General features: G+C 69.4%; 28 protein-coding genes and 1 pseudogene. 21 read left to right on the forward strand and 8 right to left on the reverse strand.

Annotated elements, in window-relative coordinates; genetic code table 11:
• Window positions 1-90: 90 nt before the first annotated feature.
• From ABZX22_RS13760 to ABZX22_RS13775, 4 genes and pseudogenes are all read left to right on the forward strand, one after another.
• Window positions 91-1230, forward strand: a complete 1140-nt coding sequence (locus tag ABZX22_RS13760) for a histidine kinase (RefSeq protein ID WP_354908263.1) — start codon at window positions 91-93, stop codon at window positions 1228-1230.
• Window positions 1227-1889: a response regulator transcription factor gene (locus tag ABZX22_RS13765; protein ID WP_354908264.1), complete on the forward strand. Its 663-nt coding sequence runs from the start codon at window positions 1227-1229 to the stop codon at window positions 1887-1889. The genes ABZX22_RS13760 and ABZX22_RS13765 overlap by 4 nt, the downstream gene beginning before the upstream one ends.
• Window positions 1890-2021: 132 nt before the next feature.
• Window positions 2022-2145 (forward strand): annotated as a pseudogene (locus ABZX22_RS13770) (serine hydrolase); the annotation flags it as partial.
• 15 nt (window positions 2146-2160) lie between these two features.
• On the forward strand, window positions 2161-2463 hold the full coding sequence (locus ABZX22_RS13775) for a serine hydrolase domain-containing protein (RefSeq protein WP_354908266.1): 303 nt from the start codon (window positions 2161-2163) through the stop codon (window positions 2461-2463).
• Between the two features lie 30 nt (window positions 2464-2493).
• Here ABZX22_RS13775 and ABZX22_RS13780 read toward each other — a convergent pair whose 3' ends face one another.
• The gene (locus ABZX22_RS13780; protein ID WP_354908268.1) at window positions 2494-2940 is read right to left on the reverse strand and encodes a hypothetical protein; all 447 of its coding nucleotides are present in this window, start codon (window positions 2938-2940) and stop codon (window positions 2494-2496) included.
• 76 nt (window positions 2941-3016) lie between these two features.
• Here ABZX22_RS13780 and ABZX22_RS13785 point away from each other — a divergent pair, with 76 nt between their 5' ends.
• Both ABZX22_RS13785 and ABZX22_RS13790 read left to right on the forward strand, forming a co-directional pair.
• Complete coding sequence (locus ABZX22_RS13785) at window positions 3017-4039, forward strand: acyl-CoA desaturase (protein ID WP_354908270.1); 1023 nt, start codon at window positions 3017-3019, stop codon at window positions 4037-4039.
• The gene (locus ABZX22_RS13790; RefSeq protein ID WP_354908271.1) at window positions 4036-5562 is read left to right on the forward strand and encodes an MFS transporter; all 1527 of its coding nucleotides are present in this window, start codon (window positions 4036-4038) and stop codon (window positions 5560-5562) included. Before ABZX22_RS13785 ends, ABZX22_RS13790 begins: the two co-directional genes overlap by 4 nt.
• Here ABZX22_RS13790 and ABZX22_RS13795 read toward each other — a convergent pair.
• The 4 genes from ABZX22_RS13795 to ABZX22_RS13810 form a co-directional block, all read right to left on the reverse strand.
• Window positions 5559-6095, reverse strand: coding sequence for a helix-turn-helix domain-containing protein (locus tag ABZX22_RS13795; RefSeq protein WP_354908272.1), 537 nt, complete (start codon window positions 6093-6095; stop codon window positions 5559-5561). The two genes, ABZX22_RS13790 and ABZX22_RS13795, sit on opposite strands and share 4 nt — an antisense overlap.
• A 102-nt stretch (window positions 6096-6197) precedes the next feature.
• Window positions 6198-7595 carry a polysaccharide lyase 6 family protein gene (locus ABZX22_RS13800; RefSeq protein WP_354908274.1) on the reverse strand — a complete coding sequence of 466 codons (1398 nt, stop codon included), beginning with the start codon at window positions 7593-7595 and terminating at the stop codon, window positions 6198-6200.
• Between the two features lie 67 nt (window positions 7596-7662).
• Window positions 7663-8475: an AraC family transcriptional regulator gene (locus tag ABZX22_RS13805; protein ID WP_354908353.1), complete on the reverse strand. Its 813-nt coding sequence runs from the start codon at window positions 8473-8475 to the stop codon at window positions 7663-7665.
• Between the two features lie 5 nt (window positions 8476-8480).
• A complete protein-coding gene (locus ABZX22_RS13810; protein ID WP_354908276.1) occupies window positions 8481-9461 on the reverse strand; it encodes a hydroxyacid dehydrogenase in 981 nt (326 codons plus the stop codon).
• A 154-nt stretch (window positions 9462-9615) separates the two neighbouring features.
• Here ABZX22_RS13810 and ABZX22_RS13815 point away from each other — a divergent pair, with 154 nt between their 5' ends.
• The 10 genes from ABZX22_RS13815 (at window position 9616) to ABZX22_RS13860 (ending at window position 18762) form a co-directional block, all read left to right on the forward strand.
• On the forward strand, window positions 9616-10932 hold the full coding sequence (locus ABZX22_RS13815) for a sugar ABC transporter substrate-binding protein (RefSeq protein ID WP_354908278.1): 1317 nt from the start codon (window positions 9616-9618) through the stop codon (window positions 10930-10932).
• The gene (locus ABZX22_RS13820) at window positions 10929-11858 is read left to right on the forward strand and encodes a sugar ABC transporter permease (RefSeq protein ID WP_354908279.1); all 930 of its coding nucleotides are present in this window, start codon (window positions 10929-10931) and stop codon (window positions 11856-11858) included. The genes ABZX22_RS13815 and ABZX22_RS13820 overlap by 4 nt, the downstream gene beginning before the upstream one ends.
• Window positions 11855-12721, forward strand: coding sequence for a carbohydrate ABC transporter permease (locus ABZX22_RS13825; RefSeq protein ID WP_354908281.1), 867 nt, complete (start codon window positions 11855-11857; stop codon window positions 12719-12721). The genes ABZX22_RS13820 and ABZX22_RS13825 overlap by 4 nt, the downstream gene beginning before the upstream one ends.
• Window positions 12722-12726: 5 nt before the next feature.
• Window positions 12727-13941: an alpha-L-fucosidase gene (locus tag ABZX22_RS13830; RefSeq protein WP_354908283.1), complete on the forward strand. Its 1215-nt coding sequence runs from the start codon at window positions 12727-12729 to the stop codon at window positions 13939-13941.
• A gap of 1 nt (window position 13942) precedes the next feature.
• Window positions 13943-14197 carry a hypothetical protein gene (locus tag ABZX22_RS13835; RefSeq protein ID WP_354908284.1) on the forward strand — a complete coding sequence of 85 codons (255 nt, stop codon included), beginning with the start codon at window positions 13943-13945 and terminating at the stop codon, window positions 14195-14197.
• 93 nt (window positions 14198-14290) lie between these two features.
• Entirely contained in the window at window positions 14291-14725 is a 435-nt protein-coding gene (locus ABZX22_RS13840) for a CBS domain-containing protein (RefSeq protein WP_354908285.1), read from the forward strand.
• Between the two features lie 159 nt (window positions 14726-14884).
• Window positions 14885-15418, forward strand: coding sequence for a hypothetical protein (locus tag ABZX22_RS13845; RefSeq protein WP_354908286.1), 534 nt, complete (start codon window positions 14885-14887; stop codon window positions 15416-15418).
• 27 nt (window positions 15419-15445) lie between these two features.
• Complete coding sequence (locus ABZX22_RS13850; protein WP_354908288.1) at window positions 15446-16462, forward strand: hypothetical protein; 1017 nt, start codon at window positions 15446-15448, stop codon at window positions 16460-16462.
• A gap of 22 nt (window positions 16463-16484) precedes the next feature.
• Entirely contained in the window at window positions 16485-17825 is a 1341-nt protein-coding gene (locus ABZX22_RS13855) for a peroxidase (RefSeq protein ID WP_354908289.1), read from the forward strand.
• A gap of 40 nt (window positions 17826-17865) precedes the next feature.
• Window positions 17866-18762, forward strand: coding sequence for a bile acid:sodium symporter (locus tag ABZX22_RS13860; protein WP_354908290.1), 897 nt, complete (start codon window positions 17866-17868; stop codon window positions 18760-18762).
• A 58-nt stretch (window positions 18763-18820) separates the two neighbouring features.
• Here the strand turns inward: ABZX22_RS13860 and ABZX22_RS13865 are convergent, their stop codons facing one another.
• Complete coding sequence (locus tag ABZX22_RS13865) at window positions 18821-19294, reverse strand: MarR family transcriptional regulator (protein WP_354908292.1); 474 nt, start codon at window positions 19292-19294, stop codon at window positions 18821-18823.
• Between the two features lie 109 nt (window positions 19295-19403).
• On the opposite strand from ABZX22_RS13865, the gene ABZX22_RS13870 reads away from it, so the two are divergent.
• The 4 genes from ABZX22_RS13870 (at window position 19404) to ABZX22_RS13885 (ending at window position 22577) form a co-directional block, all read left to right on the forward strand.
• Window positions 19404-19586, forward strand: a complete 183-nt coding sequence (locus tag ABZX22_RS13870; protein ID WP_354908293.1) for a hypothetical protein — start codon at window positions 19404-19406, stop codon at window positions 19584-19586.
• 180 nt (window positions 19587-19766) lie between these two features.
• Window positions 19767-20987 (forward strand): alpha/beta fold hydrolase, encoded by a 1221-nt coding sequence (locus tag ABZX22_RS13875; protein WP_354908294.1) that lies wholly within the window; start codon window positions 19767-19769, stop codon window positions 20985-20987.
• A gap of 278 nt (window positions 20988-21265) precedes the next feature.
• Entirely contained in the window at window positions 21266-21628 is a 363-nt protein-coding gene (locus ABZX22_RS13880; protein ID WP_354908295.1) for a hypothetical protein, read from the forward strand.
• 88 nt (window positions 21629-21716) lie between these two features.
• Entirely contained in the window at window positions 21717-22577 is an 861-nt protein-coding gene (locus ABZX22_RS13885) for a CPBP family intramembrane glutamic endopeptidase (RefSeq protein ID WP_354908296.1), read from the forward strand.
• A 133-nt stretch (window positions 22578-22710) separates the two neighbouring features.
• Here the strand turns inward: ABZX22_RS13885 and ABZX22_RS13890 are convergent, their stop codons facing one another.
• Window positions 22711-23394 (reverse strand): response regulator transcription factor, encoded by a 684-nt coding sequence (locus ABZX22_RS13890; protein WP_354908297.1) that lies wholly within the window; start codon window positions 23392-23394, stop codon window positions 22711-22713.
• Entirely contained in the window at window positions 23391-25346 is a 1956-nt protein-coding gene (locus ABZX22_RS13895; RefSeq protein ID WP_354908299.1) for a sensor histidine kinase, read from the reverse strand. The genes ABZX22_RS13890 and ABZX22_RS13895 overlap by 4 nt, the downstream gene beginning before the upstream one ends.
• A 140-nt stretch (window positions 25347-25486) precedes the next feature.
• On the opposite strand from ABZX22_RS13895, the gene ABZX22_RS13900 reads away from it, so the two are divergent.
• Window positions 25487-26320, forward strand: a complete 834-nt coding sequence (locus tag ABZX22_RS13900; protein WP_354908300.1) for a CPBP family intramembrane glutamic endopeptidase — start codon at window positions 25487-25489, stop codon at window positions 26318-26320.
• Window positions 26321-26547: the final 227 nt, after the last annotated feature.

The following is a 26547-nucleotide window of genomic DNA, read 5'->3' on the forward strand; positions in this document are numbered from 1 at the left end:
GCACGTCGAGCCGGGCACGGCTCCCCACCACGAGTCCATCGGGAGGCGACGGCCGTGACAGCCGCCGAGCGCCGGAGCACATGGCCGGCCGTGACGGTGGTGACGCACGCGGTCCTGGCTCTCCTGACGGTGATCATCCTGGCGGGCGCCTGGCACCTCGGCGCGGACCTGTGGCAGATCTTCGCCGCGGCGGGCGCTGCCGTCCTGCTCCATACGGGAGCGGTGGTGGCCCGTCGACGGCCGTGGGTGGGGTACGCGATCGGCGCGCTGGCAATGCTCGTCCTGGTGATGACGCCCACCCCGGGTTGGTCACTGACCATGTTGCCCTCGGCTGTGTGCTTCCCCCTCACGTTGTGGCGGCTGACCAGCCTGGTCTCGGTCAGGTCCTCGGTGGTCGCGTTGGCCGTCGCCGCTCTCGGGATCGTCCTCACCCAACGGGTGGCGTGGGCCCGGCTGCCCCCTGACACCCCTGGGTGGACCGGCCTGGTCGAGGGCGGGCTGCTGATGCTCGTGGTCGGCGGTGTGTGGCTTGCGGCCCTGCTGGTACGCCGCAGGCACGAGGCCGGCCGACGAGCCGAGAGCGAACGGCTGGCCGCGGCGGTCGCGGACGAACGGGCCAGCATCCGCCGCGACCTGCACGACGTGATCGCCCACACGGTCACCGTCATGGTCGCGCGGATCGAGGCCGCGGCGGTGACGACGGCGGATCCGGCGACCCGCCGTGAACTCGGCGACATCGCCGAGGCCGGCCGGGACGCCCACCAAGGCCTGCGAGCGATGCTGGCCACCTTGCGCCCGGCCACCGTGGCGCCGCGCGCCGACTCCCGGCCCAGAGAGGTTCCGATCTCGCTCGACGCCCTCCCTGACCTCGTGGCCTCGGCGGCGAGCCCGCTCCATGTGGTGACGTTCGCGGAGGTGGGTGAGCGACGGCCGCTGAGCCTGAGTGCCGAGGTCGCGGCGGTCCGGACCGTGCAGGAAGGCATCACCAACGCGCTGCGCCACCTCGAACCACCGGTCGAGGTGACCGTTCGCCTGCGCTGGACCCCGGTCGAGGTGCTGGTGGAGGTGCGCGACGACGGCGGCAGGGCGCTTCGCGACGCCGGCAGCCAGGGGACCGGCTTGATGGGGATCGAGGAACGTGTGCGTACCGCAGGCGGCACCCTGTCGATCGACGACGGGGACGACGGGTGGGTGCTGCGGGTGCGGCTCCCCACGAAGGAGGGGGCTTGACCGGGATCCAGGTCATGCTCGTCGACGACCAGGAGTTGCTGCGGGCCTCGCTCCGTACGGTGCTGTCGGCCGACGAGCGCATCGAGGTCACCCACGACGTCGCGAACGGCAGCGACGCGATCGAGGTCGTCCGGCGGCACCGCCTCGACGTGGTGCTGATGGACATCCGGATGCCGCGCATGGACGGGGTCGCCGCCACGGCGGAGATCGTCAGGATCGCGCCGGCGACCCGGGTGCTCATGCTGACGACGTTCGATGATGACGAGCTGGTGGTGGCTGCCATCCGGGCCGGCGCGAGCGGCTACCTGACCAAGGACGTCCGGCCCGCCGCCCTGGCCCAGGCCGTGTGTGACGTCGCCTCCGGGACGTCGGCGCTGGCCCCGGGGGTGGCCGCGACGGTCCTCGATCTCGTACGGCAGGTGCCGGTGCGGCGGATGGCGGCCCTGGACGGCCTCACCCCGCGCGAGGTCGAGATCTTCGGCCTGCTCGCCCGCGGCAGGTCCAACGGCGAGATCTGCGCGGAACTGGTGCTGAGCGAGAACACGGTGAAGTCGCACGTCCGGGCCGTCCTGCAGAAACTGGACCTGCGCGACCGCGTGCACGCGGTGATCCACGCGTACGAGAACGGGCTTGTGGGTCGCAACGATCTGCCTGACTGAGATTCCATCCTCGTCCTCGGCGGTGTGCTCGTCGCCGTGCTGCTCGGCTGGACGGCACCGGCCCATGCCACTGGCGAACGACTGGTCGACGACTACCGCTCCGTCTATGGCACGCCGGGTGTCGCGGCGGCCGTGATCGACGGGTCGTCGGTCGAGACGATCATCCGCGGCCGGGACGGGGACGGCAACGCGGTGACGGCTCGGACACGGTTCCGGATCGCGTCGATGAGCAAGTCGATGACGGCTACGGCGATCATGCTGCTGGTCGACCGTGGCCGCGTCTCCCTGGACGACCCGGTCGTCAAGGTCCTGCCCGAACACCAACTACTCGATCGCGGCGAGGATCGTCGAGGTGGTGTCGGGGAAGTCCTTCGGCGCCTTCCTCCACGCCGAGGTGTTCACGCCGCTGGGCATGACCGGCACCGGCTCGACGCTGGGGTGTTCCGATCGTGCCGAGGGCCTGCCGTCCGGGTACCAGGTCGTTCTCGGGGCCGCCGTCGCGGCACCGGAGATGCCGGGGATGTGCGTCGGCAACGGCGGGGTGATCTCGACCCTGGACGACATGGTGCGGTGACATGGGCGTGACCCCGGGACCTTGCCGGGGTTACGGTGAGGTGATCTCGGCGCTGCGCCGTCGTCCAGCGCAGGTGACATGTGGATGGTCGAGCGGTGGCACGCGCTGTGGAACCCTCGGCTCGGGCAGCAGCCCTACCGCCCGCAGCCCCTCCTCATAGCCGCCCTCGGCGCATGCCCAGAATCGCTCGGCGGCATCCATGACGGCCAGGCGCCGGCAGGTCGTCCATGCTTCGATCATGCACAGCAGGGCGAGCCCGTCGGCCGCCCATATCTCTGGCGCGCCCAGTTCGATCACTGCCGCCACTTCCCGCGCCAGTAGTCGCGTCCTGGCCAGGCGGTCGGTGGAGTACAGCCCGTTCACGGCATCCACGATCAGCAGGGCTTGACGCAGGGTGAGCGGAGGCGGCGCCGTCATCCGGCGGCACGCGTGAGCCCGGTCGGTGGTCGCCTCGATCAGCTTGTGTCGCTCTTCCATGCCGCCACCCTATCCAAACAACTGTCACAAACATATGTTTTGCACAGTTGTTTCAAACGTGTGTATGGTCGGCGGCATGGCACAAGCAACCGCAACGGCCGCGAGCGACTTCAGCCGCCTGTCCAGACGCATCAGGCGAGCTGGGCTCCTCGACCGTCGCCCCCGCTACTACCTGGTACGGCTCAGCGCGGTGGCAGGTCTCTACCTGGCAGGCGTGGCGGCGTTCTTCTGGCTCGGCGACTCCTGGCTCCAGGTGCCGCTGGCCGCCTGCTTCGCGATCGTCTTCGCCCAGGTCGCCCTCGTGCTGCACGACCTGGCGCACCGGCAGATCTTTCTCACCCGAGGGCCGAGCGAGACCCTCGGGCGCCTCGGCGGCAATCTCGGGATCGGCCTCAGCTACGGCTGGTGGATGAACAAGCACACCCGCCACCACGCCAACCCCAACCACGAGGAGCTCGATCCGGACGTCGTCCCCGACGTCCTGGTGTGGTCACAGGAGCAGGCACGCGCCAGCCGCGGGCCGGCCCGGGTCATCGGCGGCCGGCAGGCGCTGCTGTTCTACCCCCTGCTCCTGCTGGAAGGGCTCAACCTGCACCTGGGCGGCATCCGCGCGCTGCGGCAGCCCTGGATGAAACACCGCGTCATGGAAGGCGCGCTGCTGCTCGCCCACTTCGCCCTCTACCTGGGCGCGCTCGCCTGGGTTCTGTCACCGGGCAAGGCTCTGGCCTTCTTCGCCGTGAACCAGGGGTTGTTCGGCCTCTACATGGGCTGCGTCTTCGCCCCCGGTCACAAGGGCATGCCGACGCTGACCGGGGAAGCCGGCCTGGACTTCCTGCGTAAACAGGTGCTCACCACCCGGAACGTGCGCGGCGGCCGCTTCATCGACATCGCCATGGGCGGGCTCAACTACCAGATCGAACACCACTTGTTTCCCAACATGCCCACCCCGAATTTGCGCCTGGCGCAACCCATCGTGCGGGCCTACTGCCGCCGGCTCGGCTTGCCGTACCACGAAGTCAGTTTTGTGGCCTCGCACGGCGAGGCCCTCCGCCACCTGCACCACGCCGGTGCCTCCCTCCGCGAGAAAGGCCGCCGATGAAAGCCGGACGCAAGCAGTGGATCGGGCTGGCCGTCCTGGTCCTGCCCGTCCTTCTGATCTCCGTCGACCTGCACGTGCTGTCGTACGCGCTGCCCTTCATCAGCGCCGGCCTGGCGCCGAGCGGTTCCCAGCTGCTGTGGATCATCGACATCTACCCGTTCATGCTGGCCGGACTGCTGCTGCCCATGGGCACGCTGGGCGACCGGGTCGGACGGCGACGGCTGCTGATGGCCGGGGCGGCAGCGTTCGGCGCCGCCTCCGCGGTCGCCGCCTTCTCTCCCAGCGCGGACCTGCTCATCGCCACCCGAGCCTTGCTCGGGGTGGGCGGCGCCACGCTGATGCCCTCGACGCTTTCGCTGATCCGCAATATGTTCCACGACGACGGCCAGCGCCGGATCGCCATCTCCATCTGGACCGGAGCGTTCGCCGGCGGCGCCATGCTGGGTCCGCTGATGGGCGGCGCGCTGCTGGAACACTTCTGGTGGGGTTCGGTGTTCCTGGTCAACCTGCCGGTGATGGCGCTGCTGCTGATCCTGGCGCCACTGCTGCTCCCCGAATCGCGTGACCCGCACCCGAGCCGGTTCGACCTGCCCAGCATGGTCCTGTCGCTGGGCGCGATCCTTCCCATGATCTACGGGATCCAGCACATCGCCCAGGAGGGCTTCGGCTGGCCGCCGCTGCTGGCCATCGTCACCGGCCTGGCGCTGGGAGTCGCCTTCGTAGGCCGCCAGCGCTCGATGACCGATCCGATGCTGGACGTGCGCCTGTTCGGCAGCCGCGCCTTCACCGCCGCCATCAGCGCCAACACCCTCGGCGTCTTCGCCATGGTCGGCTCCAGCCTCTTCACCACCCAGTACCTGCAGATGGTCATGGGCGCCAGGCCGCTTGTCGCCGGCCTGTACGCGCTGCCCTCGGCGGGCATGGCGATACTGGCCGCGGGGCTGGCCCCCGTCCTGGTCCGCAAGATCCGTCCCGGGTTGGTGGTCTGCGCCGGGCTGCTCGTCGGCGCCGGCGGGTTCGCGCTGCTGTCCAGGCTGGACGTGACCGGGCAGACCGGCCTGCTGATCACGGGGATCATGCTGATGGCCGGCGGCGTCACCCTCGTCCTGACCATCTCCTCCGACCTGATCATCGCCACCGCCCCGCCGGAGCGGGCGGGCTCGGTCGCCGGGCTCTCGCAGGTGGCCACCGAGTTCGGCGGTGCGCTCGGCATCTCCCTGCTCGGCAGCATCGGCACCGCCGTCTATCGAAGACACCTCAGCGACGCCGGCGCTCCCGCATCGGCGCTGGACACCCTCGGCGGCGCCCTGGAGTCGGCGCGGCACCTGCCGGAACCGGCTGGGACCGCTCTGGCCGGCGCGGCCCGCGAGGCCTTCGCTCAGGGTCAGCACTACGCCATGATCTCCGCAGCAACGGGTCTGTGCCTGATGGCGCTGCTCGCGCCCATCATGTTGCGTTCCGTACGACGTGCGAGCCGGCCGCAACCTCGCCCGGACCACTCCGGACGGCACGTGGTGCGCTAGCCGGCGGCTGCTTCGGCCACCGACCGGAGACCGGCGGCCAGGTCGTGAGCCGTCGGGGCGTTGTCCGGGTCGATCTGCCAGCGCACCAGCAGACCGATGAGCAGCGTCAACAGCACCTGCGCGCCCGCCTCGTCCTGGCGTGGCAGGCGCCGGCCCAGCTCGCGCCGGGCGAGCGCCTGCCCTTCGGTCAGGCGGGCTCGTACTTCGGGGAGGTGAGGTGCCTGCGCCAGCGTCTCGACGTTGGCTCGCCACACCATCGGATTGACTCGGAAGGATTCGATCAGTTCCGCCCAGAACGCTTCGAACCACTCCTTGGAGTCGTCCGGGAACGCCTTGAGGACCTCCGCGACCGCTTCTCCGGTCGCCTCGATCATCGCCTGGGTGAGAAGGGCGTCCTTGGAGCGGAAGTGATAGTTGATCGCAGCGAGGTTGCTGCCGGAGACGGCGACGATGTCCCGGACCGTTGTTCGGGCGTATCCGCGCTCGGACAGGCACTGCTTGGCCGCGGCCAGCAAATCCTCAGGAACTCCCACGCGGGCGATCCTACCAATGCCGCAAACAAGCGTTTCAAACATTTGCTTGGCTGCGGATACGGGCGGGGTCACCCGGGCCGCGTCGACAGTACCAGCCGTGTACTAGCCGGCCTGCCAGGACGGCCCGGTCTCCTCCGTCCGCGGCGGGGCGGGCGGGGTCCGGTCGCGGGAGGGGACGACCACGATGCCCTTGGTGCTGTTGGGCGGGTTGACGTCGAGCGTCCCGCCGTAGACGACGTTCCCGCGGAAGGTGTTCGGCTGGAAGGAGAACTTCGCCAGCGGGCCCGCCGTGTCCTGTACCGAGGTGGTCACGGCCACGCCGCCCTTGGGCTTGTAGCTGAGGTTGCCGGTGAAGGTGTTGCCCTCGGGCAGCAGCACCATCTGGTAGCCGGGCCAGTGGTTCTTGTAGAACCAGCCGATGTGGATGTCGTTCTTGGCGTTGTCGGTGAACACGTTGCCGGTGAACGCGCTGTCGGTCACCTGCCCGTAGTGGAACAGGTAGCCGTAGGGCGTGAGCGGGTTCGGCTGCGGGACGAAGTCCGGCGTCAGGTAGTCGAGCTTGTGGTTCTCGTCGAACAGGTGCTCACCGCTGGTGACCTTGAGCCCGTAGCCGGAGACGCCCTGCACGTAGTTGCCGCGCACCACGTGGTGGTCGCCGCTGACACGGATGCCCTCGCTGGCCGGGTAGCGGTCGCCGATGATGGCGTTGCTCTCCACCGTGTTGTAGTTGCCGTAGCGCAGCACCAGGCCGCCGCTGGACTGCCTGATGGTGTTGTTGCGGACCGTGTTGTGGTTCGACTTCAGCGAGATGATCTCGTCGTCGCCGTTGACGTGCTCGAAGAGGTTGTTGTCGATGGTGAAGTACGCGCCCTCCTCGGCGCCCTCCTCCGCCCACTGGCCGTAGCCCCAGATGCGCAGCGCCTCCATGCCGTTGCGGCCGAGGTTGGGGACGTCGGCGAAGCGGGTGTGGTCGACCCGGTTGTGGACGGCCGCCGGGCCCCGGTCGTTGCCGACCACCGGCTCCTGGTGGGCCTTGCCCTTGAGCAGGCTGTGGTCGAACTGGTTGTGCCCGCCCTTGAAGTAGACCCAGTAGTACGGCGTGGCCGGGTCGGCGGGGTTGAAGTCGACCACGGCGGTGTCGGTGACCCTGCCGCGGTCGCTGTTGAAGGAGATGACCGAGGCCGCGCCGACGGGCGCCTGGCCGGAGGTGAAGGTCAGGCCGCTCACGGTCAGGTCGGGGCTGTTGAGCGACAGCGCCGACCTGCCGGTGAGCAGCACCTTGCCGGGCGTCTGCGCCCTGAGCGTGAGGGGTCCTGGGGCGCGCAGGTCGATGACGGTGTCCTGCCAGGTGCCGTCGGCCATGACGATGGTGTCCGCCGTCCCGATCGCCGCGTTCAGCTCGGCCTGGTTCGAGACAAACCGTTCCCCGCCCGCCGAGGCGAGGGCGGGCGCGGCGGGCAGCAGGAACGCCGCCGCGACAAGGGCTGCCAATCGGTTCATACCGGCAACGTAGGGAAAGCGTATTCCCTTGGGCATGGGCAAAACTCGGGCACTCCTAGGACGATCCTCAGGAGGCCCGGTGCAAGGCCCGGTACTGCGTGGGCGTCAGCGAGGTCACCTGGCGGAAGACCCGCGACAGGTAGGCGGCCTCCCAGCCCACCGCCCCGGCGATCTCCTCGATCCTCTGCTCGGTGTGGATCAGCGCCTGCTTGACCCGTTCGACCCGCAGCTGCCGGATGTACTGGTTGGGGGAGACCCCGAAGAGCTGGGCGAAGTAGGTGATGAAGTAGGTCGGGTTGTAGTGGAAGACCTCCGCCAGCCGCCCGACCGTCAGCACCTCGGCCAGGTGCGCGTCGATGTACTCCAGGATCCGCCCCGGCCCCTGGCTGAGCGGCCGCAACGAGCCCAGCGGCGCGTGGTCCACCAGGTAGGCCGTCAGCTCCATGAGCACCGCCCGCTGCCGCAGCGGCCCCGTCACCTGCGTCGCGCCCCTGCCCGCCGCCAGCAGCCTGGTGAACATCTCCCGTACGGCCCGCGAATCCTCCACCTCCACCACCCGGGGGAGCGCGACCAGCGAGGCCAGCTCGCGCCCGGCCACGGTGGCGGTGAAGTTCGCCCAGTACTTGCGCAACGGGCGCTCCTTCGAGCTGGAGAAGGCCAGCGCGGACCCGGCAGGCAGGAAGTAGAGCTGGCCGGGCCGCGGCAGGTACTCCACGCCGTCCAGGGTGATCGACCCCACCCCGTCGAGGATGAGGTAGAGCCGGTTGTAGCCGTCCGTCCGCGCCTTCCGCCCCCAGCCGGCGGGGACGGGATCGGCGTGCCCGGCCATGAGCAGGTCGAGGTCGAGCCGCCGCAGGTGCTCCCTGAGTGCCGGGTCCATCGCCGTCACGCCCGCAGGCTCGCCAACGCCGGGTTCACCGCGTGCCGCAGCGGTTCGCCCGCGGCCAGGCGGGCGACCTCGGCCAGCACCAGCTCGCCCATCCTGCCCCGTTCGGCGCCCATCGCCCCGGCCAGGTGCGGGGTCAGGACCGCGTTGGGCAGGCCGTACAGCGGGGATCCCGGCTCCGGCGGCTCGGGCCAGGTGACGTCGAGGACCGCGGTGAGGTCGGGCCGCCCGCGCAGGACCTCGACCACGGACGGCTCGTCGAGGACGGCGCCGCGGGCGGTGTTGATCAGCGTCGCGCCCGCGCGCAGCCGCGCCACCAGCGGGCCGTCGACCAGGCCCGTGGTCTCCGGCAGCAGCGGGGCGTGCACGCTGACGACCTCGCAGGTCTCGAACAGTTCGGCCAGCGGGAGGAGCGGGATGCCCAGCCCGGCGGGGGCGTGCGGGTCGTGGGCGACCACCTCCAGGTCGAAGGCGCGCAGGTGGGAGGCGACCAGGCGGCCGATCTCGCCCAGGCCGAGCAGCCCCACCCGCGACCGGTAGGCCCCGGCCACGCGTACCTCGTCCGGGTAGCGACCCAGCTCCTTGATCTCGCGGGAGATCCGGTGGAACTGCTTGAGCGCCAGCAGAATCTGGGCCAGCGTGAACTCCGCCACCGGGATCGCGTTGGCCGAGGCGGCCGAGACGATCGGGATGCCCCGCGCCCAGAAGTCCGGCGTGGTCAGCGGGCGCACCGAGCCCGCCGCCACCAGCACCGCGCGCAGGCGCGGAGCGTGACCGAGCAGCCCGGCGTCGAGCACCGGCGCGCCCCAGCCGGACAGCAGGATCTCGACCTCTGACAGCACGCGGGGATCGGCGGCCAGCCGCTCGCGCGTCATCGCGGGAGCCTGCCATTCGACCAGGTCAGCCAGCCTTTCCAGGACGTGCGCGGGATAGACGTCGGCCCGCCTGAGTTCCTCCATCACCAGCAGCGCTTTGATCATTACTTCCTCGTTTCGTCGGATGTCTGGGGAGACATGGTGTCGTATGACGGAACAGCTTTATCGGTGACGGTTTAGTCATCGGAGCATTGACCGGGGAACGTGACCACCGCTACCTTCCGGGAATCGCTTGCCAAGTAGAGGGAGCCGTCCACGTATGCGAACCGCCTCCACAATGCTGGCGTGCCTGGTGGTGCTCACAGCATGTTCGTCAGGCGCAGCCGGAACCAACGTCGAGCAGGACGCCAAGGCTACGCTCGAGCTCTGGACCAGGACCTCGCCGGGCGGGCCCGGCGAGCAGGGCACGCTCAAGCTGGCCGCCGCGTTCGAGAAGGCGACCGGCTACAAGGTCAAGGTGACCGCGATCTTCGACGACTTCGAGACGAAGATGCAGCAGCGGGCCGCCCAGAAGGACCTGCCCGACATCGTCATGAACGACGTCGCCCAGCTGGGAACGATGCAGGGCCAGGGGTTGCTCAGGGAGATCGACCTCACCAAGCTCGCCGGGGCCAAGGACCTGTCCGAGCGCGCACTCGCCTCCGGCAAGGGCGTGGACGGCAAGCAGTACGGCGTGCCGTACTCCGCGCAGGCCACGGCGCTGCTGATCCGCAAGGACTGGCGGGAGAAGCTGGGGTTGGAGCCGCCACGGAGCTGGGCGGATCTGGCGGCCCTGGCCAAGGCGTTCACCGAGAAGGACCCCGACGGCAACGGCCGGAACGACACCTCCGGGCTGGCCGCGCCGCTGTCGACCAAACGCGGCTACGCCTCCTGGTACTTCTCCAACTTCCTGTGGGCGGGCGGCGGTGACTTCGTCGCCGAAGCCGGCGGCGGCAGGTTCAAGCCCGCCATGTCCACCCCCGAGTCGATCGCGGCCGCGCAGTGGTTCCGCGACCTGGCGTGCAAGGACAAGGTCATCCAGCCGGGCGCCGTCACCATGGACACCCCGCCGACGAACGAGACGTTCGAGTCGGGCAAGACCGGCATGTACGTCGTCGGCCCCTACCTGATGCCCCGCTACGACAAGTCGCTCGGCAAGGACAAGTACGAGGTCGTGCCCATGCCCCAGGGCGCCAAGAACGCCGACGTGCTCGCCGAGGGCGGCGCGATCTACCTGATGGCGGGCTCGCCCAACAACGCGGGCCAGGACGCCTTCGCCTCCTACGCCATCTCCGCCGAGGGCCAGAAGATCGGCATGGAGGGCGACACCGCCTACATCGTGCAACTGCCCGTCAACAAAACCGTCGACATCAGCCAGGTCCGCCCCGACCCCAGGTGGAAGACCTACGCCGACGTCTACCAGAGCTCGGGCCACTACCCGCCGTCGATCCCCAACTGGACCCCCGTACGGCAGGCCACCGCCGACACCGTCAACGCCCTGGTCGCCGACTGCGGCCTGGACCTGAAGGGTGAGCTGCAGAAGCTGGACACCAAGCTCGCCGGGATCCTGGCCGAGCAGGGCGTCGCCGCGTCATGACGGCGGTGAAGGCCGAACCGGCCGCTCCGGCCGCTCCGGCCACGCAGGAGCGCGTGAGCGGCCGGAGCGGGCGCTGGTGGGTTCCGTGGCTGTTCCTGGCCCCCGCGCTCGTCCTGTTCCTGTACTTCAAGTTCATCCCGATGGGCAACGCCCTGGTGATGTCCTTCCAGAACGTGCAGCCCTTCCTCGGCAACCAGTGGGTGGGCCAGGACAACTACGTCAAGGTCGTCACCTCCGACGGCTTCCAGCAGGCCGCCTGGCACACCGTGCTGCTCGCGGTGGTCCAGACGGCGGGCTCGATGCTGCTCGGGCTGGTGCTCGCGCTGCTGATGGAGGGGCGCAGCCGCAGGCTGAGCTTCATCAGGTCGGCGGCGTTCCTGCCGGTCGTGGTGCCGATGGCGGTCATCGCCGAGCTGTGGCGGATCATGTACCACCCGACCGGCGACGGCATGCTGAACTCGCTGCTCGGCCTGGTCGGGCTCGGGCCCTCCGGGTTCATCAACGACCCGCACACCTCGATGGCCTCGGTCATCGCCACCGGGATCTGGCGGGGCGCGCCGTACGACATGATGATCTTCCTGGCCGGGCTGGCGGGGGTGAACAGGGACCTGTACGAGGCCGCGATCGTCGACGGCGCGTCGCGGTGGCGGCGGCTGCTGCACGTGACGCTGCCGGGGCTGCGCTCGGTGTTCTCGATCCTCTTCATCCTGGCGGCCATCCGCGGCCTGCGTGTCTTCACCGAGGTCTACCTGCTGACCAACGGCGGGCCGAACGGTTCGACCGAGGTCGTCATGACCCTGATCACCAAGCTGGGCCTGGAGCAGAACCGGCTGGGCGTGGCCTCCGCAGGGGCGGTGCTGCTGTTCCTGGCCACGCTGCTGCTGACCGTCGTCGTGTCCGTCCTCAGACGGAGGGAGAGGGAATGAGCGCGGCCAGCGAGACCGCACTCGGGCTCAAGGAGAGCAGGACGCCGCAGGCGCGGCTGCTCAAACTCGTCATCTACGCGCTGGTCCTGGTGGTGTTCGCCGGCCCGCTGCTGGCGCTGCTCGTCAGCGCGTTCAACCACGTCTCCGATCCGACGCAGCTCAGCGTCGTGCCCTCGCGCCCGACGCTGGACAACTTCGCGGTCGCCGTCGACCACGGGGTGCTGAAGTACCTGCTGAACTCCTTCTTCGTGGTCGGGTTCGGGCTGCTGCTGCAGGTGGTCGTCTCGACGCTGGCCTCCTACGCGCTGGCCCGCAAGCGCTTCAGGTTCATGACGGTCGTGTTCGTGGCGATCCTGGCCACGCTCATGCTGCCGGAGGAGATCCTGGCGATCCCGCTGTCGCTGATCCTGTCGGACCTGCCGGTGCTGCACATCAACCTGATCGGCACGCTGGCCGGGATCATCGTGCCGGTGGGTGCGTGGGCGTTCTCCATCCTGGTCATGACGGAGTTCATGCGGGACGTGCCGCGCGAGTTGGAGGAGGCGGCGCGGATCGACGGGGCGGGGGAGCTGCGGATCTTCGCCCGGATCATCCTGCCGATGTGCCGTCCGGCGCTGGGCGTCATCGGGGTGTTCGGGTTCACCATGATCTGGGACCAGTACCTGCTGCCGATGCTGGTGGCCGCCGACTCTTCGACGTACACGCTGCCGCTGGCGCTGCGCACGCTGCGGATCGACCCGGTCGTCACGCCCGGTGTGGTGATGGCGGCCTCGTTGCTGGCGCTGCTGCCGTCGGTGATCGTGTTCCTGTTCTTCCAGCGCTCGTTCGTCCATGGATTGTCGTCGGGCGCCCTCAAGGGATGATTTTTATGAACTGGTGGGTCAATGATCGTTTTGGAATGTTCGTGCATTGGGGGCCGTACTCGCTGGCGGCCCGGCACGAATGGGTGAAGACGCGCGAGAAACTGACCGACGCGCAATACCAGCCCTACGTCGACCATTTCTCGCCGGACCTGTACGACCCCGCCGCGTGGGCGCGGACCGCCAGGGCGGCGGGCATGCGTTACGCCGTGCTGACCACCAAGCACCACGACGGATTCTGCCTGTGGGACAGCGACCTGACGGACTACAAGGCCTCCCGTGACCTGGTCGAACCGTTCGTGACGGCGTGCCGCGCCGAGGGGTTGAAGGTCGGTTTCTACCATTCACTGATCGACTGGCACCACCCGCAGTTCCCCGTGGACGGAACCCATCCGCTGCGCGATGACCGTCCCCTTCCCGAACGTGATATCTCGGTGTATCGGCAATACCTGCACGGCCAGGTCAGGGAGCTCCTGACCCGTTATGGAACGGTCGACTATCTCTTCTTCGACTTCTCCTACGCCGGCCGGAGCGAATGGTGGGGCGGAAAGGGCCCCGAGGACTGGGGTTCGAAGGAACTGCTGGCGATGGTGCGCGAGCTGCAACCTGACATCCTCGTCAACGACCGCCTCGGGATTCCCGGCGACTTCGTCACCCCTGAGCAGTACCAGCCCTCCGCGCCCATGTCACGCCCCTGGGAGGCCTGCCAGACGCTGAACGGCAGCTGGGGCTACGACCGCGACAACCTCGACTACAAGAGCGCCGACCTGCTGGTGAAGATGCTGGTCGACGGGGTGTCCAAGGGTGGCAACCTGCTGCTCAACGTCGGTCCTGACGGGCGCGGGCGCATCGACCCGCGCGCCACCGCGTTGCTGGCCGGGATCGGCGGCTGGATGGAATTGCACGAGCGCTCCATCCGCGGGTGCGGCCCGGCGGAGTATCCCGCCCCGGCCGACTGCCGCTACACCCGCCGCGGCGACCGGCTCTACCTCCACCTGTTCAGCTGGCCGCTGCGTCACGTGCACCTGCCGGGGCTGGCGGGCAAGGTGCGCTACGCGCAGTTGCTGAACGACGCCTCGGAGATCAGGTTCGTCAGCACCGACCCTGACCAGGAGGCCCAGAACACCCGGATGGGCGGCCAGGCGCCGGACACGCTCACGCTGGAGCTGCCGGTGCGACGCCCCGACGTCCTGGTGCCCGTCGTCGAACTCTTCCTGGAATGACATGGAGGAAAATTCCTACGGATGGACTCCGACGCGAGGGCGACTCGTTCTGGCACGGGGGGAGAGCGAGAAGCGGGCAAAGGAGATCGCCGCCCGCACGGTCAACAAGGAACGCGCGCGGGCGGGCGAGTCGCGCACCGCCGGCTCCGGCGCGGGCGGTCGCACGAAGGATCAGTTGTACGCCGAGGTCAAGCGCCGCAACATCAGAGGCCGGTCGAGCATGTCCAGGACGGAACTGGAGAAGGCGTTGAGCTGAACGCTCGCACCGCCGATCTCTGGAACGCGCGGATGACCGCTGATGAATGGGGTAGGCGGCACGGAAGGAAGGACACACCTGAGGAGGGCCCGGATGACGACGGCACGGGAAATCATGCATGTGGGTGCCGAGTGCATCGGCGAAAACGAGACCCTCATCGATGCCGCACGCAAGATGCGTGACCTCGGTGTGGGAGCGTTGCCGATCTGCGGCACCGACAACAAGCTGCACGGCATCATCACCGACCGCGACATAGTGATCAAGTGCCTGGCCGAGGGCAAGGATCCGCAGGAGTGCCGCGCCGCGGAGCTCGCCCAGGGCAAGCCCGTCTACGTCGAGGCGACCGCCGACGTCGATGACGTGCTCCGGCAGATGATGCAGCACAAGGTCAAGCGACTGCCGGTGATCGACGATCGGCGGCTCGTCGGGATGATCAGCGAGTCGGACCTCGCCCAGAACCTGCCCGAGGACAAGCTCGGGGAGTTCATCGAGACCATCAAGTCCGGTGCGGCCGACCGCGCCGGCTGAACGACGAAACTCACGGCCGGCCGCGTCCACTCCGTTGGACGCGGCTGGCCCCTGGGCGTGCACGCGCCTGCCGTACAGCGCCGCGTTATGGGATAATGGCCAGCAGTCAGGTCGCTCCACCGTTTCCCCCTTGGTGTACAACGATGGAGAGGGACGGGCATGGAGATCAGGCCGCAGGCGGTCGTCATCCCGAAAGAGACCGACCATCTGGAGCAGGGGAAGTACGGTCCCGTCTACCCGCGGACCCCTGCGTGCTACGGGTTCACCATCATCGCGAACGTCAAGCCCGGCCGAGCTGAGGTCATCCGAGGCTACGGACACACGCTCGCCAAGGCGTTGGAGGACGACCCGGACCTGCTCGCCCCTCTGAAGCTGCACTACCTGCGCTGGGTGCTCTTCGACGACGACACCCGCTTCATGTACCAGGGGATCTTCGACACCGACTTCGACAAGTACACCGAAGACGCCATCGCACTGTTCACCCGATCAGGAGTGAACACGGTTTTCGAGAACCTCGAGGGCTTCCCCGAGGACTGGAAGACCAACCCGGAGGCGTTCATCAGATTCGTTCGCGAGCACCACTGCCCGAGCTTCATCGAGTACGGCGAGTACCCGTACGTCACCGCCGACGAGATCAAGAAGGCTCTGCTGGTCAGGAGCGCCCTGTCGGAGATGCTCGACCAGATGCAGTGATGCCCGCCGGCGCCATGCGGAGACGAGATGAGCGAGTTGAGAACGGCGCGCACCTACAACCAGACCCACGTGCCGCGCCAGTACACTCCCGGCCGGCGGCGGTTGAGCATCTACGTCGCATGGAGCTATCCAGCCGAGGCCGGCAGGAACACCGCCGAACTGGACAACCGGTTCTCCACGATGACCGAAGTGCGGCGCGTGACGTGGCCTGCCTACGAGGACCCGAAATGGTCGGATCCGCTGCGGTTCCAGCAAGGCATCGCGGGCGGGCTGGAGCTGTTCTTCTGGGGATGGCTGCCCTTCCAGCAGTTCGTCGAGGAGACCAGCGGGCACGTCGTACCCGTGTACCAGCGCGTCGACCAGGCCGGATTCCACACTCCGCTGGACGAGCGGGTCCTTGCGGACACCGACACCCTGTTCGTGTGGGGACTGGACCACATGATCACCGGCCAGGACGCCACACCCGGGGAGATCGAGGCGGTGCGCGACTTCCTCTCCCGCGAGGGAACCTGCCTGGCACTGGGACCGCATCACGACGTCGGCGCGTCGAACGACATGGTGGTGCGCGACATGGAATACCACCACCACGGCGACGCGCTGGTGCCCCGCCAGCAACGCTTCGGCAGGTACACCCGGTCGCTGATGGCAGGGCTGGGGATACCCGTCGAGAACCGGTACGGGCTCCGTCCCGCGGTGACGGACGGGAACAGGAGCGCCCCGCTGTCCATCGTCAGGGACCTGGACACCAAGGGCTGGCTGGAAGGGGTGTCCAGCTTCAACTTCCACAAGCACCTGCCTCATTACGCCGTGACCACCGACGACCCGAGCGCCATCCACGTGCTGGGCAGGCAGCCGATCGACATGTCCAGGCCCCACCCGTTCACCGAGGCCGGGAACACCGAGTTCAACATGTTCCTGTGGATGCCACCCGGCGGTGACCGCGCCGGTGACGTGATCTTCGCCGACACCACGATCTTCAGCTCGCTGTTCGGCGTCGACGAGAGCCTGCGCGCCTTCTGGAACAACATCGTCTCGGCGAAGTAGCGCTACGAGGAGGCGGGTTCCGGTGAGCGAGGACACCCAGGCCCAGGTCAAGCTCGAACTCGACGACATCCAGCGCGGGGTCCTCAGCCCCCGGCCGACGCCGTACGCGGCGACCTACATCCTGTTCCGCATCGACGACCGCGACCATGGGCGGGAGCTGATGCGGCGCGTGAGCGCCGTGGTGACCTCGGCCGCCGACACGGTCAGCCCGTTGAGCGAGACCTGGGTCAGCGTCGCGCTGACCTACCACGGTCTCAAGGCGCTCGGTGTCCCTCAGAAGTGGCTGGACACCTTCGCCTGGGAGTTCCGGCAGGGGATGGCCGCACGGGCCACCGTGCTGGGCGACGTCGGCGAGAGCAGCCCCGACAACTGGGAGTCGCCGCTCGGCACACCCGACGTCCACGTGGTGCTGGTGGCGCTCGCGCCCGACAGCGCACGGCTGGAGGCCGCCATCGACCGTGCTCGCCCGGCCTACGAGGCCCTGCCCGGAGTGACGGCGATCTGGCGGCAGAACTGCCACGCGCTGCCCACCGAGACCGAACCTTTCGGCTACCGCGACGGCATCAGCCATCCCGCCGTCGAGGGCAGCGGCATAGCCGGCTCGAACCCGTTGGAAGCGCCGCTCAAGGCGGGGGAGTTCGTGCTCGGCTATCGCGACGAGCTCGGCGGCATCCAGACCCCGCAACCCGATGTCCTCGGACGCAACGGCACCTACGTGGTCTTCCGCAAACTCCACCAGCGCGTGGCCCTGTTCAGGCGATACCTGAAGGACAACGCCACCGGGCCTGAAGACGAGGAACTGCTGGCCGCGAAGCTCATGGGACGCTGGCGCAGCGGCGCTCCGCTGGCGCTCAGCCCGCGACACGACGACCCCGGTCTCGGCGCCGACCGGACGCGCAACAACATCTTCCTGTTCGAGCAGGACGATCCGGCAGGTTTCGCCACTCCCGGCGGCTGCCACATCCGCCGGGGCAATCCTCGTGACGCGAGGGTGGCCGGGGTGCCGAGGCTGCATCGCATGATCAGGCGCGGCACCGCGTACGGGCCGCCGCTGCCCGAGGGCGTCCTGGAGGACGACGGGGCCGACCGCGGGCTGATGTTCGCCTTCGTCGGAGCGCATCTCGGGCGGCAGTTCGAGTTCGTCCAGTCCGAATGGATGAACGACGGCGTCTTCTTCGGCGCGGGCGGGGCGAAAGACCCTGTCATCGGCTCCACCGACGGCTCCGGCGACTTCACCATTCCCCGGCGTCCCGTACGGCGTCGGCTGCTCTCCACACCGCGGTTCGTGGTCACGCGAGGCGGCGAATACTGCTTCATGCCAGGGCTGACCGCACTGCGCCGGCTCGGCGACCTCACGGACTGAGCATGGTGACGCCGTTCTGGCCCGACGACCGGGGATCCATATGGACACGCTGCAGCTGCTGTTCAACGCCGTCACCGTCGTCTTCATCGCGGCCACCATGTTCGCCGCCGGTCTCGGGGCGACACTGTCGGCCCTGCGCGCCGTGTTCGCGAATGTCCTGCTGCTGGTGCTGGTCCTCCTGGCCAACCTGGTCGCCGTCCCGCTCCTCGGCTGGGGCCTCGCCGCCCTGTTCGGCCTGCCCACGGCGGCGTACATCGCGCTGCTCCTGATCGCGTCCTCACCGGGTGGGCCGCTCGGCGCGAAACTCGGCATGGTGCAGAAGGGCGACGTGGTCGCAGGTGCGGCGATGCAGGTCCTGCTGGCCGCCGTCGGCAGCATCACCTTCGGTCCCACGGCGAACGTGATGCTCAAGGCGGCCGGCGTGGGCGGTGGAGTCGCACTCGACGTCCCGGCACTGATGCTGACCGTGGCGGTCCTCCAGCTCGTGCCGTTCGCCGTCGGGTTGACGGTGCGCCACTACGCGTCGCCCACAGCCCTGTCATGGCATCCGGTGGCGGTCGGAGCGTCGAACGTGACCTTCCTCATCGTGCTGGCCGGCATGCTCCTGGGCAACTGGCGGGACGTCGTCGCGCTGATCGGCTCACTCAGCCCGCTCGCGGGCTTCGTCTTCTCCGCCATCGCCTTCGGCCTCGGCACGGCCATGGCCACCGGGCCGCGGGCACTCCGTACCACCATGGGGGGAGTCACCGCGGTGCGCAACGTGGGACCGGCGCTCGCCGCGGTCGGCCTCGCCTTCGGCGACGAACCGGCCGTCCTTGGAGCGCTCGCGGCCGTCCTGCTGAGCGGCCTGGCCGCCGCCATTCCCATCGCCGCGGTGCTGAGCCGTCGCCGGAGCGGCACCACCGCGGATCACCCGGCTCGACGTCCGCCGGCGTGACCGGTGTCCTCAGGGAGTATGGACATGTCGCTCGACCTGGACGAATGACGTGGAACGGTCAGGAGTCGTGCGGCTTGGGCTCGTCGGCACCGCGTGCTGCCGCGATCACTCGCATCAACGACTGGTGCAGGTGCTGCAACTCTTCGATGTCCATGCCGAGACGTGCCACGATGGCGGGTGGGATCTTCTCGGCTTCGGCTCGTAGCTCCTTGCCGGCTGGGGTGAGGGTCAGGGCCAGGGCGCGCTCATCCTTGCTGTTGCGCTCGCGATGGATGTAGCCGAGGGCCTGAAGCCGCTTGAGCAGCGGAGACAAGGTGCCCGGATCGAGCTGAAGCAGCTCTCCCAGCTCCTTGACCGACAGAGGCTCGTGCTGCCAGAGCGCGAGCATGGCCAGGTACTGCGGATGAGTCAGACCCAGCGGCTGCAGCAGTGGCCGATACAGCCCGATGACGCTGCGCGAGGCGATGCTCAAGGCGAAGCACACCTGCCGATCCAGCGCCAGCAGGTCTGTTACGCCTGTCACAGGCTCCATATGAGGTTTCCTCCTCCATTCCCTGGTAGGTTACTTTGTGTACAAACTAATAGCCCACCAATAACCTGCACGCAAAACCTATCGGTCGGCTGACCCCTGGAGGACACCCGTGTTTTACCGCAAGCCTTTGGAGGAGCGCATCGCTGAGCGGCAGGCCAAGCTGCCTCCCCTGAAGGAGGGTAAGCACTTCGAGCACGGCCCGGCCAAGTTCGTGTTCATCTTCCTGATCACCTTCGTGGTGATCATCCACTTCGTGGGGCTCGCCGTCGTCATGCACTTCTACCCATCATGATGCCGCGGCCGAGCCGCTTGTCCTCGTGCACCACCAGGGCGCCCGCGACACGCACCCGGTTCGCCACGTTTCCAGGACGAAAGTAGTGGGTCCGCAGGAGGAGTATCCGCCCGGAACCCGGGGCGAGGGCCGGGGTTGCTCCCGATGCCGCACACACCCCACAAGAGGATCTTTGGCGGCATGCCCACCTTTGTTCGCCGCACGGCGGGCCTGCTGGCCGGCCTGATCGCCGCCCTCCTGGCCGTGGCCGCCGCCGCGTTCTCCTTTCTCGCGCTCGCCTCCGTCACCGCCGTCATCCCCATGCTGTGCGCGGCGGCAGTCCTGGTCTGCCTGCTGGTCGCCTATCTGCTGGGCCGGCCGTCGATGCGACTGCTGACGCGCTCGGCCGGGCGCGCCGCCGTCTGGTTCGCGGTCACGGTCACCGCACTGGCCGCGGTCAGCGCCTGGCTGCTCGTCTTCCGGCCGTTACCGACGCCGCTCGCCTCGGCCGCTCCCGCGTACGTCAGGTACTGGGACCTGCCCACCGGCTCCCGCATCGCCTACACGCACCGGAAGGGCGGCGCCGAGCCGTACCCCGTGATCTTCCTGCACGGCGGACCGGGCACCGCGGGCGAGGGCCTGCCGGAAGGGGCGGAGGAACTGGCCGCGGACGGCTTCGACGTCTACGCCTACGACCAGGTCGGCGCGGGCCGCTCCAGCCGCCTCGCCGACGTCACCGGCTACACCGTCGCCCGCCAGGTGGCCGATCTCGAGGCGATCAGGCAGGTCATCGGCGCGCCCAAGATGATCCTCGTCGGCAGGTCGTGGGGGGCCACGCTGACCGCCCAGTATCTGGCCGCCCACCCGGGCCGGGTGGACAAGGCGGTCTTCGTCTCCCCCGGCGCGCTCTGGGCACCCGGCGCCGGCGACATCGGCGAGCCGTGGAACCGCCTCACACCCGACCAGGCCCGCCGCCGCGACGACCTCCTCGGCAGCCCGCGCATGATCGCTCTGTCCCTCCTGCTGGAGAACGGCCCGGCCGCCGCGCACGCTCTCGTCCCCGACCGCGAGGCCGACTGGCGGATGCGCGAACTGCTGCTCATCGGCAAGGACGCCACCACCTGCCCGGACGGCCCGCCCGCCCCGACGCACGGCAACCGCCCCGGCTTCTACGCCAACCAGTTCACCGTCGCCGACGCCATGCGCGTCCCCGACCCCCGCCCCCGACTGCGCCGGCTCCACGTACCCGCGCTCATCATGCGCGGCACCTGCGACTACATCAAACCCCACGTCGCCGCCGAGTACCGCGACACGATCCTCGGCGCCCGCCTCGCCGAGGTCGCGAACGCCGGCCACGGGATCGCCCACGAGCAGACCGCGACCTACCTTCGCCTCCTGCGCGGCTTCCTCCGCGAGCACTGACATGGTCAGGCGCGGCCGTCCCCGACGAGGTCTCCGTCCGCGCAGCGACGGCAGCGGCCGATGTGACGGCCCGGGCGCGGGCCTGCCCTGAGAGGGACGATGGCCGCCCCCGCGCGCCCCGGCGGGTGATGCTGACCGGCTCCCGGCGAACATGATGGCGATGGTCAGGCCGCCGCCGGGACAGGGGCGGGCGTCCAGGGTGGCGTGGTGGGCGCGGGCGATGATCTTGCCCGACTCGGCGCTGGACACCGCATGCTGAGCAGGCGCAGCATGAGGGTGTGGACGAGGTCGAGCGCGACCGGATCCTCACCGAGATCGCCTACGACACCGCCGGGCTGCTGGCGACCATGCGCCGCGAGCGTGAGCGTCGCGTGCAGGCCGGCGAGGATGTCGTGTGGCTGGATCTGGCGCTCAAGGAGCTGGAGTCGCTGGCCGCGGGAACGGCCGATCTGGTGACCTTCCGGGCGATCCGTTCGTTTGTCGACCGCCACGGCGCCGGGCCGTACCCGGTGGAGGAACTGGCGGCCATCGCGGGCGTGGACGTGGAAGACGTTCGGCGGGTCCTGGCGCGGATGGCCGTCGAAGGGCTTGCCACCCCGGCGGACCGGCCGCCGCCGGACGCACCGTCGGCTGATCGCTGACCTGTAGCCGGTTCCGGGACCGCACAGGGACTCGGAGGGGACCGTGCTCTCAGGCGGGTGGGACCGCCCGGCAGGTGGACTGTCGGCCATGAACACGACCACCCGAACCGGCCTCCGGCCGATCCTGCTCTTCGGGATCACGCTGACGGCCATCGACCTGCCTCTCGTCGCTTTCGCCGTGTCCCAGGGGCTCGACATCAACCAGGTCGGCCAGGCGCCGATCGCGGCCCAGATCGCCATCTACGGGCAGGCGTTCATGCCGGCCCTGGCGGCGTTGGTGGCCTCAGCGCTCAGCGGAGGCGTGCGCACCCTCGACTGGGGATTCCGCCGCGTCTCCTGGAGCGTGCTTCTCCTGGCGTGGGCGATACCCGTGGCGGGGGTCCTCTTCTCGTACGGCGCGAGCTGGCTGACTGGAGCCGCCCGCTTCGACCCCGCCAACCTGACCGAGGCGACCGGACTTCCGCCGGCGGCGGGCGTGCTGCTCGGGCTGCTCCCCGGGGTCGTGCCGTTCATGGTGCTGGCGCTCGGTGAGCAGATCGGCTGGAGCAGCCTGCTGACGGTTCGCCTCGCCACTACCAGGAGCCGCGACCTCACGGCCGTCATCGTCGGCATCGCCTGGTCGCTGTTCCACTTCCCCCTGATGCTCTTCGTTCCGGGAGCCGTCCCGGACGGAGTGCCGACGCCCTTCGCCCTTGCCGTGTTCACGGCGTCGACGATCGCACTCGCGTTCCCCATGGTGTGGTGGCGGCTGCGGACCCGCAGCATCTGGCCCCTGCTGGTCTTCCACTCCTCGCTCAACGCCGCCACGTACTTCGTCGCCCAGGCGATGACCGCCTCGCAAGGCGCATCTCCGTGGCTGGTCGGCGAGTCGGGCGTGCTGACCGTCGGCGGACTGGTGATCACCGTGGCCGCGACCAGCCGCCTGTGGCGGAAGACCGAGGAGAGCTGATACGGCCGCGCGACGGGCGGCTGTCCACCCGGCCGTGGTCGCGCATGGCGTCCTACTCACCCAGCGGGCGCGACGGGCGACGGTTACTCGCGCAGGCCGGCGCGACGGTTACTAGCCCAGGCCCGCGCGACGGTCACTCGCCCAGGCCGGCGCGACGGGCGCGAACCACCGCCTGCGCGCGGTCGGCCACCTGCAGCTTCGCGAAAACGGAGGTGAGGTGGTTCTTGACGGTCTTCTGGCTGAGGAAGAGCTGCCGGGCGATCTCGGCGTTGGTCTTCCCCGAGGCGAGCAGGTCGAGGATCTCCCGCTCCCTGTGGGTCAGCTCCGGGAAGGGACCGCTCTCCGGGCCCGTGGTGAGGAACCGCCGGATGCGGCGGGCCACCGCAGGGCCGTACACGGCCTCTCCTCTGGCGACGGCCCGGACGGCGGCGATGAAGTCGTGCCCGTCCGTGCCCTTGAGGACGTAACCCCGTGCTCCGGCGCGCAACGCGGCGAAGACCGACGCGTCGTCCTCGCTCATCGTCAACACGAGCACGCCAAGATCGGGCCGCTGGTCGATCAGCCGCCGGGTCGCCTCGATCCCGGTGACCCCCGGCATCACCAGGTCCATGACGACGACGTCCGGGCTCAGTGACAGGGCGAGCGTGATCGCCTCCTCGCCGTCCCCGGCCTCGCCCACCACCTCGGCACCGCCGACCTGCTCCAGCAGCGCCCTCAGGCCGTGCCGGAACAGCGGGTGGTCGTCCACGAGCAGCACGCGGGTCGGTTCACCGGCCGGCGCGGAGCTCGCAGGTTCACCGGTGGGCATGGAGCTCATAGGGGAAGCACCGCCTCTACGATCGTGCCCTTTCCGGGGCTGGACGTCCTTCGCAACAGACCACCGAGCTCGGCGGCACGCTCCCGTATACTGCCCGATCCCACTCCCTCGACGACCGGAGCGGGCAGGCCGCGGCCGTCGTCGCGGATCTCGAGGAACAGCCGCCCAGGCTCGGCCCGCACCATGATCTCCACGTTCGACGCGTCCGCGTGCCGTAGCGCGTTGGCCAGCGCCTCCTGGCTGATCCGGTACGCGGCCACCTCCACCGCCGCAGGGAGGACCGGGAGCGGCATCGGAAGCCTGACCGCGACCGCCGGAGCGCCGTCGAGGTCCGGGGCCATGTCGAGCACGAGGTCCTCCAGCGCGCCGCCAAGGCCGAGTTCGTCCAGCGCAGGGGGCCGCAGATCGTCCACGATCCGGCGGATGTCGACGACGAGGTCGTGGGTGAGCTGCCGTACCTCCCCCAGCTGCTCGTGCAGGTCAGGGGGCGCGGTGAACCGGATCAGATCCAGTCGCACGCAGATGGCGGCCAGGCCGGGACCGAGGCCGTCGTGCAGGTCGCGGCGCAGCCGGCGGCGTTCCTCCTCACGCGCGATGACCAGGTGCTCGCGCGAGGACTGCACCTCCCTGGCCAGGCGTACCGCGGTAAGGGCCACCGCCAGGTGCGGGGCGAGATCGTCGAGAACGGCCAGGTCGAGCCTGGACAGGGCCTCACCGGGCGAGCGCGGGGCAGCTCGCAGCTCCCCTTCCCGGTGACCGCCGCTCAGCAGCGGCAGCCGTACCCCGTGTTCCGGAACGCCCCCGACGACGGAGACGGGCGTGCCGTCGGCGGCGAGCACGGCGACCGAAGGAAGCCGGAGCGTATGCGCCACGGTCTCCGCGGCGCCGTCGAGCAGCCGTGTCGGATCGGCCGACACCTCCAGCCGCTGGCCGAGACGGGACAGCGCCGCCGCGGGCTCGCCACGATTGCCGAAGAGCAGGCGGGCCACGGCCCGCTGCACCGCGTCGCGGACCGGGGCGAACGCCACCGCCACCACCGCCGTGCCCAGCAGCGGTTCCAGCACTCCCGCGTCCCGCCGCAGCAACGTGTCGAACGTGGCGACCGTCGCCAGGTAGGCGCCGAGCAGCAGGCACGTGACCGCGACGTAGACGACGGTACGGCGGATCAGCACCTCGATGTCGAAGAGCCGATAGCGGAAGATCGCGACCGCTGTGGCGGCGGGGAGCAGCGGCAGGGTCAGCACGTGAAGCCACGCCCCGAGCAGCGGCAGGCCGTCCGGGGGCACCGTGTCGACGATCACGGCGACGGCGACGGCGACGGCCGCGGCGAGTACGGGGAGGAGCTGGCGCCGGTCATCGGCGGAGCGGACCCGGATGGCCAGCGCGACCACGCCGGCAACGGACATCGCGATGATCACGGCTTCGAAGAAGGCCGCGGCGACGTCCGTCGGCACGAAACCGAACGGGCTGGGCTCCTCGCTGCCCCAGACCCAGATCCGGTCCCTGAACATCAGCATGACCTGGAGCACGGCGATCGCCAGGACCAGCGCGCCGATCGGCCACCGCCACCGCGGGGACGGCGGCCGGCCATCGGGCAGCAAGGTCGGCACCAGGAAGAGCGGCCCGAAACCGGTGAAGAACACCCAGTTCATCACCCAGGCCGCGAAGCCGGTCGCGGGCCACCCGTGCGCCTCGCCGTACACGGCGTAGCCGCCCGCCAGTGCCTGCATCGCCAGCCCCGCACCGCTGAGGCAGAACAGCCAACCGAGCGGGTTGCGCGGTCTGCGCGTGACGATCAGCACCCCGACGAGGGGGAAGGTCAGGCCGACCACGGCGTCGAGCACCAGGTATGTGACATCCGGGGCGGGAACCGCGGTGGTCAGGACAGCGCCGGCGAGGATGGCCGCCGACGAAGCGACCGGGATCAGCCACGGCCACCGATGAATACGCATTCCCACATGGTCAAATATCCCGCACCATCCGGACAACGAATGCGGGACCATGACAGGACCACAGGTCTGGGAGATCGGGACCGCCGGGCGGATGTACTGCCGCCGTGCGTACAACGACATCCTCCCTATCAGAACGCGCTGTGATACGGCGGCAGCTCACGGTCTTCGCGCTCGTGCTGCCCGCGCTCGTGCTTCCCTCATTGGCCTTCGCCGTGTCCCAAGGACTCGACCTGAACCGGCTCGGCCAGGCGCCGATCGCCGCGCGGATCGCGGTCTTCAGCGGCGGGTTCATGCCGGGCATCGCCGGGCTCGTGGCCTGGCTGGCGGGCGGGCGCGGCCTGCGCGGCTTCGACTGGGGCTTGCGCCGGGCACCCTGGAGGACGATCGGCCTGGCCTGGGCGATACCCGTGCTGGGTGTCGGGCTGGCGTACGGTGTGGCATGGCTGACCGGCGCCGCGCGCTTCGATCCCGGCAACCTGGCCGAGACCGTCGGGCTTCACCCCGCCCTGGGCGTCCTGCTCGGGCTGGTTCCCGGCGTCGTGCCGTACATGCTGCTGTCCTTCGGTGAACAGGTCGGCTGGAGTTGCCTGCTGGCCGTCCGGCTGTCGGCGACCAGGAGCATCGACGCCACGGCCCTCATCGTGGGTCTGGCCTGGGGGGTGTCCCACTTTCCTCTGATGCTCTTCGTGCCGGGCGGGATCGAGAAAGGCGTCTCCACGCCGTACGCGCTGCTGTGGTTCATGGTGGAGGCAGTGGCTCTCGCCTATCCGCTGGTGTGGCTGCGGCTGCGCACCGGGAGCATCTGGCCCGTCCTGGTCCTGCACGCCACCCTCAACGCGTCGATCTACTTCGTCGCCGGAGCCATGACCGCCGCCACGGAGCACTCCGGCTGGTTCATCGGGGAGGGAGGCGCGCTCACGTCGGGCTTCACGGCGCTCGTCGTGCTCGCCACCTGGCGCCTGTGGAGGAGATAGCGGTTCCTCGATGTGGAGAGCCGGGGCGATTCAGCCGCTGGTGCCGGATCGGCCGGTTGTTTTCGTCCCGCGTGCCGCCCTACAAAACGACAAAACTCAAGCCATGTTTTGACTGTCCCCGGCGGCTCTGCTGTCCCCCTGAAGCCCGGCGCAAACAGGCAGGCCCCTTCGTGTTCAGTTAAGATCTCGGAAATCTGCGGGCAACAGGAAAAACCGTGCTCAGATTG

Origin of the sequence: Nonomuraea sp. NPDC003804 (assembly GCF_040610675.1) — a bacterium.
In the GTDB taxonomy this organism is placed as follows: domain Bacteria; phylum Actinomycetota; class Actinomycetes; order Streptosporangiales; family Streptosporangiaceae; genus Nonomuraea.

What these genes read in the sequence shown, in the direction of transcription:
- ABZX22_RS13780 (WP_354908268.1), bottom strand. Translation starts at nt 2,940, where the DNA reads ATGGAAGAGCGACACAAGCTGATCGAGGCGACCACCGACCGGGCTCAC.
- ABZX22_RS13785 (WP_354908270.1), top strand. Translation starts at nt 3,017, where the DNA reads ATGGCACAAGCAACCGCAACGGCCGCGAGCGACTTCAGCCGCCTGTCC.
- ABZX22_RS13790 (WP_354908271.1), top strand. Translation starts at nt 4,036, where the DNA reads ATGAAAGCCGGACGCAAGCAGTGGATCGGGCTGGCCGTCCTGGTCCTG.
- ABZX22_RS13800 (WP_354908274.1), bottom strand. Translation starts at nt 7,595, where the DNA reads ATGAACCGATTGGCAGCCCTTGTCGCGGCGGCGTTCCTGCTGCCCGCC.
- ABZX22_RS13805 (WP_354908353.1), bottom strand. Translation starts at nt 8,475, where the DNA reads ATGGACCCGGCACTCAGGGAGCACCTGCGGCGGCTCGACCTCGACCTG.
- ABZX22_RS13810 (WP_354908276.1), bottom strand. Translation starts at nt 9,461, where the DNA reads ATGATCAAAGCGCTGCTGGTGATGGAGGAACTCAGGCGGGCCGACGTC.
- ABZX22_RS13815 (WP_354908278.1), top strand. Translation starts at nt 9,616, where the DNA reads ATGCGAACCGCCTCCACAATGCTGGCGTGCCTGGTGGTGCTCACAGCA.
- ABZX22_RS13820 (WP_354908279.1), top strand. Translation starts at nt 10,929, where the DNA reads ATGACGGCGGTGAAGGCCGAACCGGCCGCTCCGGCCGCTCCGGCCACG.
- ABZX22_RS13825 (WP_354908281.1), top strand. Translation starts at nt 11,855, where the DNA reads ATGAGCGCGGCCAGCGAGACCGCACTCGGGCTCAAGGAGAGCAGGACG.
- ABZX22_RS13830 (WP_354908283.1), top strand. Translation starts at nt 12,727, where the DNA reads ATGAACTGGTGGGTCAATGATCGTTTTGGAATGTTCGTGCATTGGGGG.
- ABZX22_RS13835 (WP_354908284.1), top strand. Translation starts at nt 13,943, where the DNA reads ATGGAGGAAAATTCCTACGGATGGACTCCGACGCGAGGGCGACTCGTT.
- ABZX22_RS13840 (WP_354908285.1), top strand. Translation starts at nt 14,291, where the DNA reads ATGACGACGGCACGGGAAATCATGCATGTGGGTGCCGAGTGCATCGGC.
- ABZX22_RS13845 (WP_354908286.1), top strand. Translation starts at nt 14,885, where the DNA reads ATGGAGATCAGGCCGCAGGCGGTCGTCATCCCGAAAGAGACCGACCAT.
- ABZX22_RS13850 (WP_354908288.1), top strand. Translation starts at nt 15,446, where the DNA reads ATGAGCGAGTTGAGAACGGCGCGCACCTACAACCAGACCCACGTGCCG.
- ABZX22_RS13860 (WP_354908290.1), top strand. Translation starts at nt 17,866, where the DNA reads ATGGACACGCTGCAGCTGCTGTTCAACGCCGTCACCGTCGTCTTCATC.
- ABZX22_RS13865 (WP_354908292.1), bottom strand. Translation starts at nt 19,294, where the DNA reads ATGGAGCCTGTGACAGGCGTAACAGACCTGCTGGCGCTGGATCGGCAG.
- ABZX22_RS13875 (WP_354908294.1), top strand. Translation starts at nt 19,767, where the DNA reads ATGCCCACCTTTGTTCGCCGCACGGCGGGCCTGCTGGCCGGCCTGATC.
- ABZX22_RS13885 (WP_354908296.1), top strand. Translation starts at nt 21,717, where the DNA reads ATGAACACGACCACCCGAACCGGCCTCCGGCCGATCCTGCTCTTCGGG.
- ABZX22_RS13890 (WP_354908297.1), bottom strand. Translation starts at nt 23,394, where the DNA reads ATGAGCTCCATGCCCACCGGTGAACCTGCGAGCTCCGCGCCGGCCGGT.
- ABZX22_RS13895 (WP_354908299.1), bottom strand. Translation starts at nt 25,346, where the DNA reads ATGCGTATTCATCGGTGGCCGTGGCTGATCCCGGTCGCTTCGTCGGCG.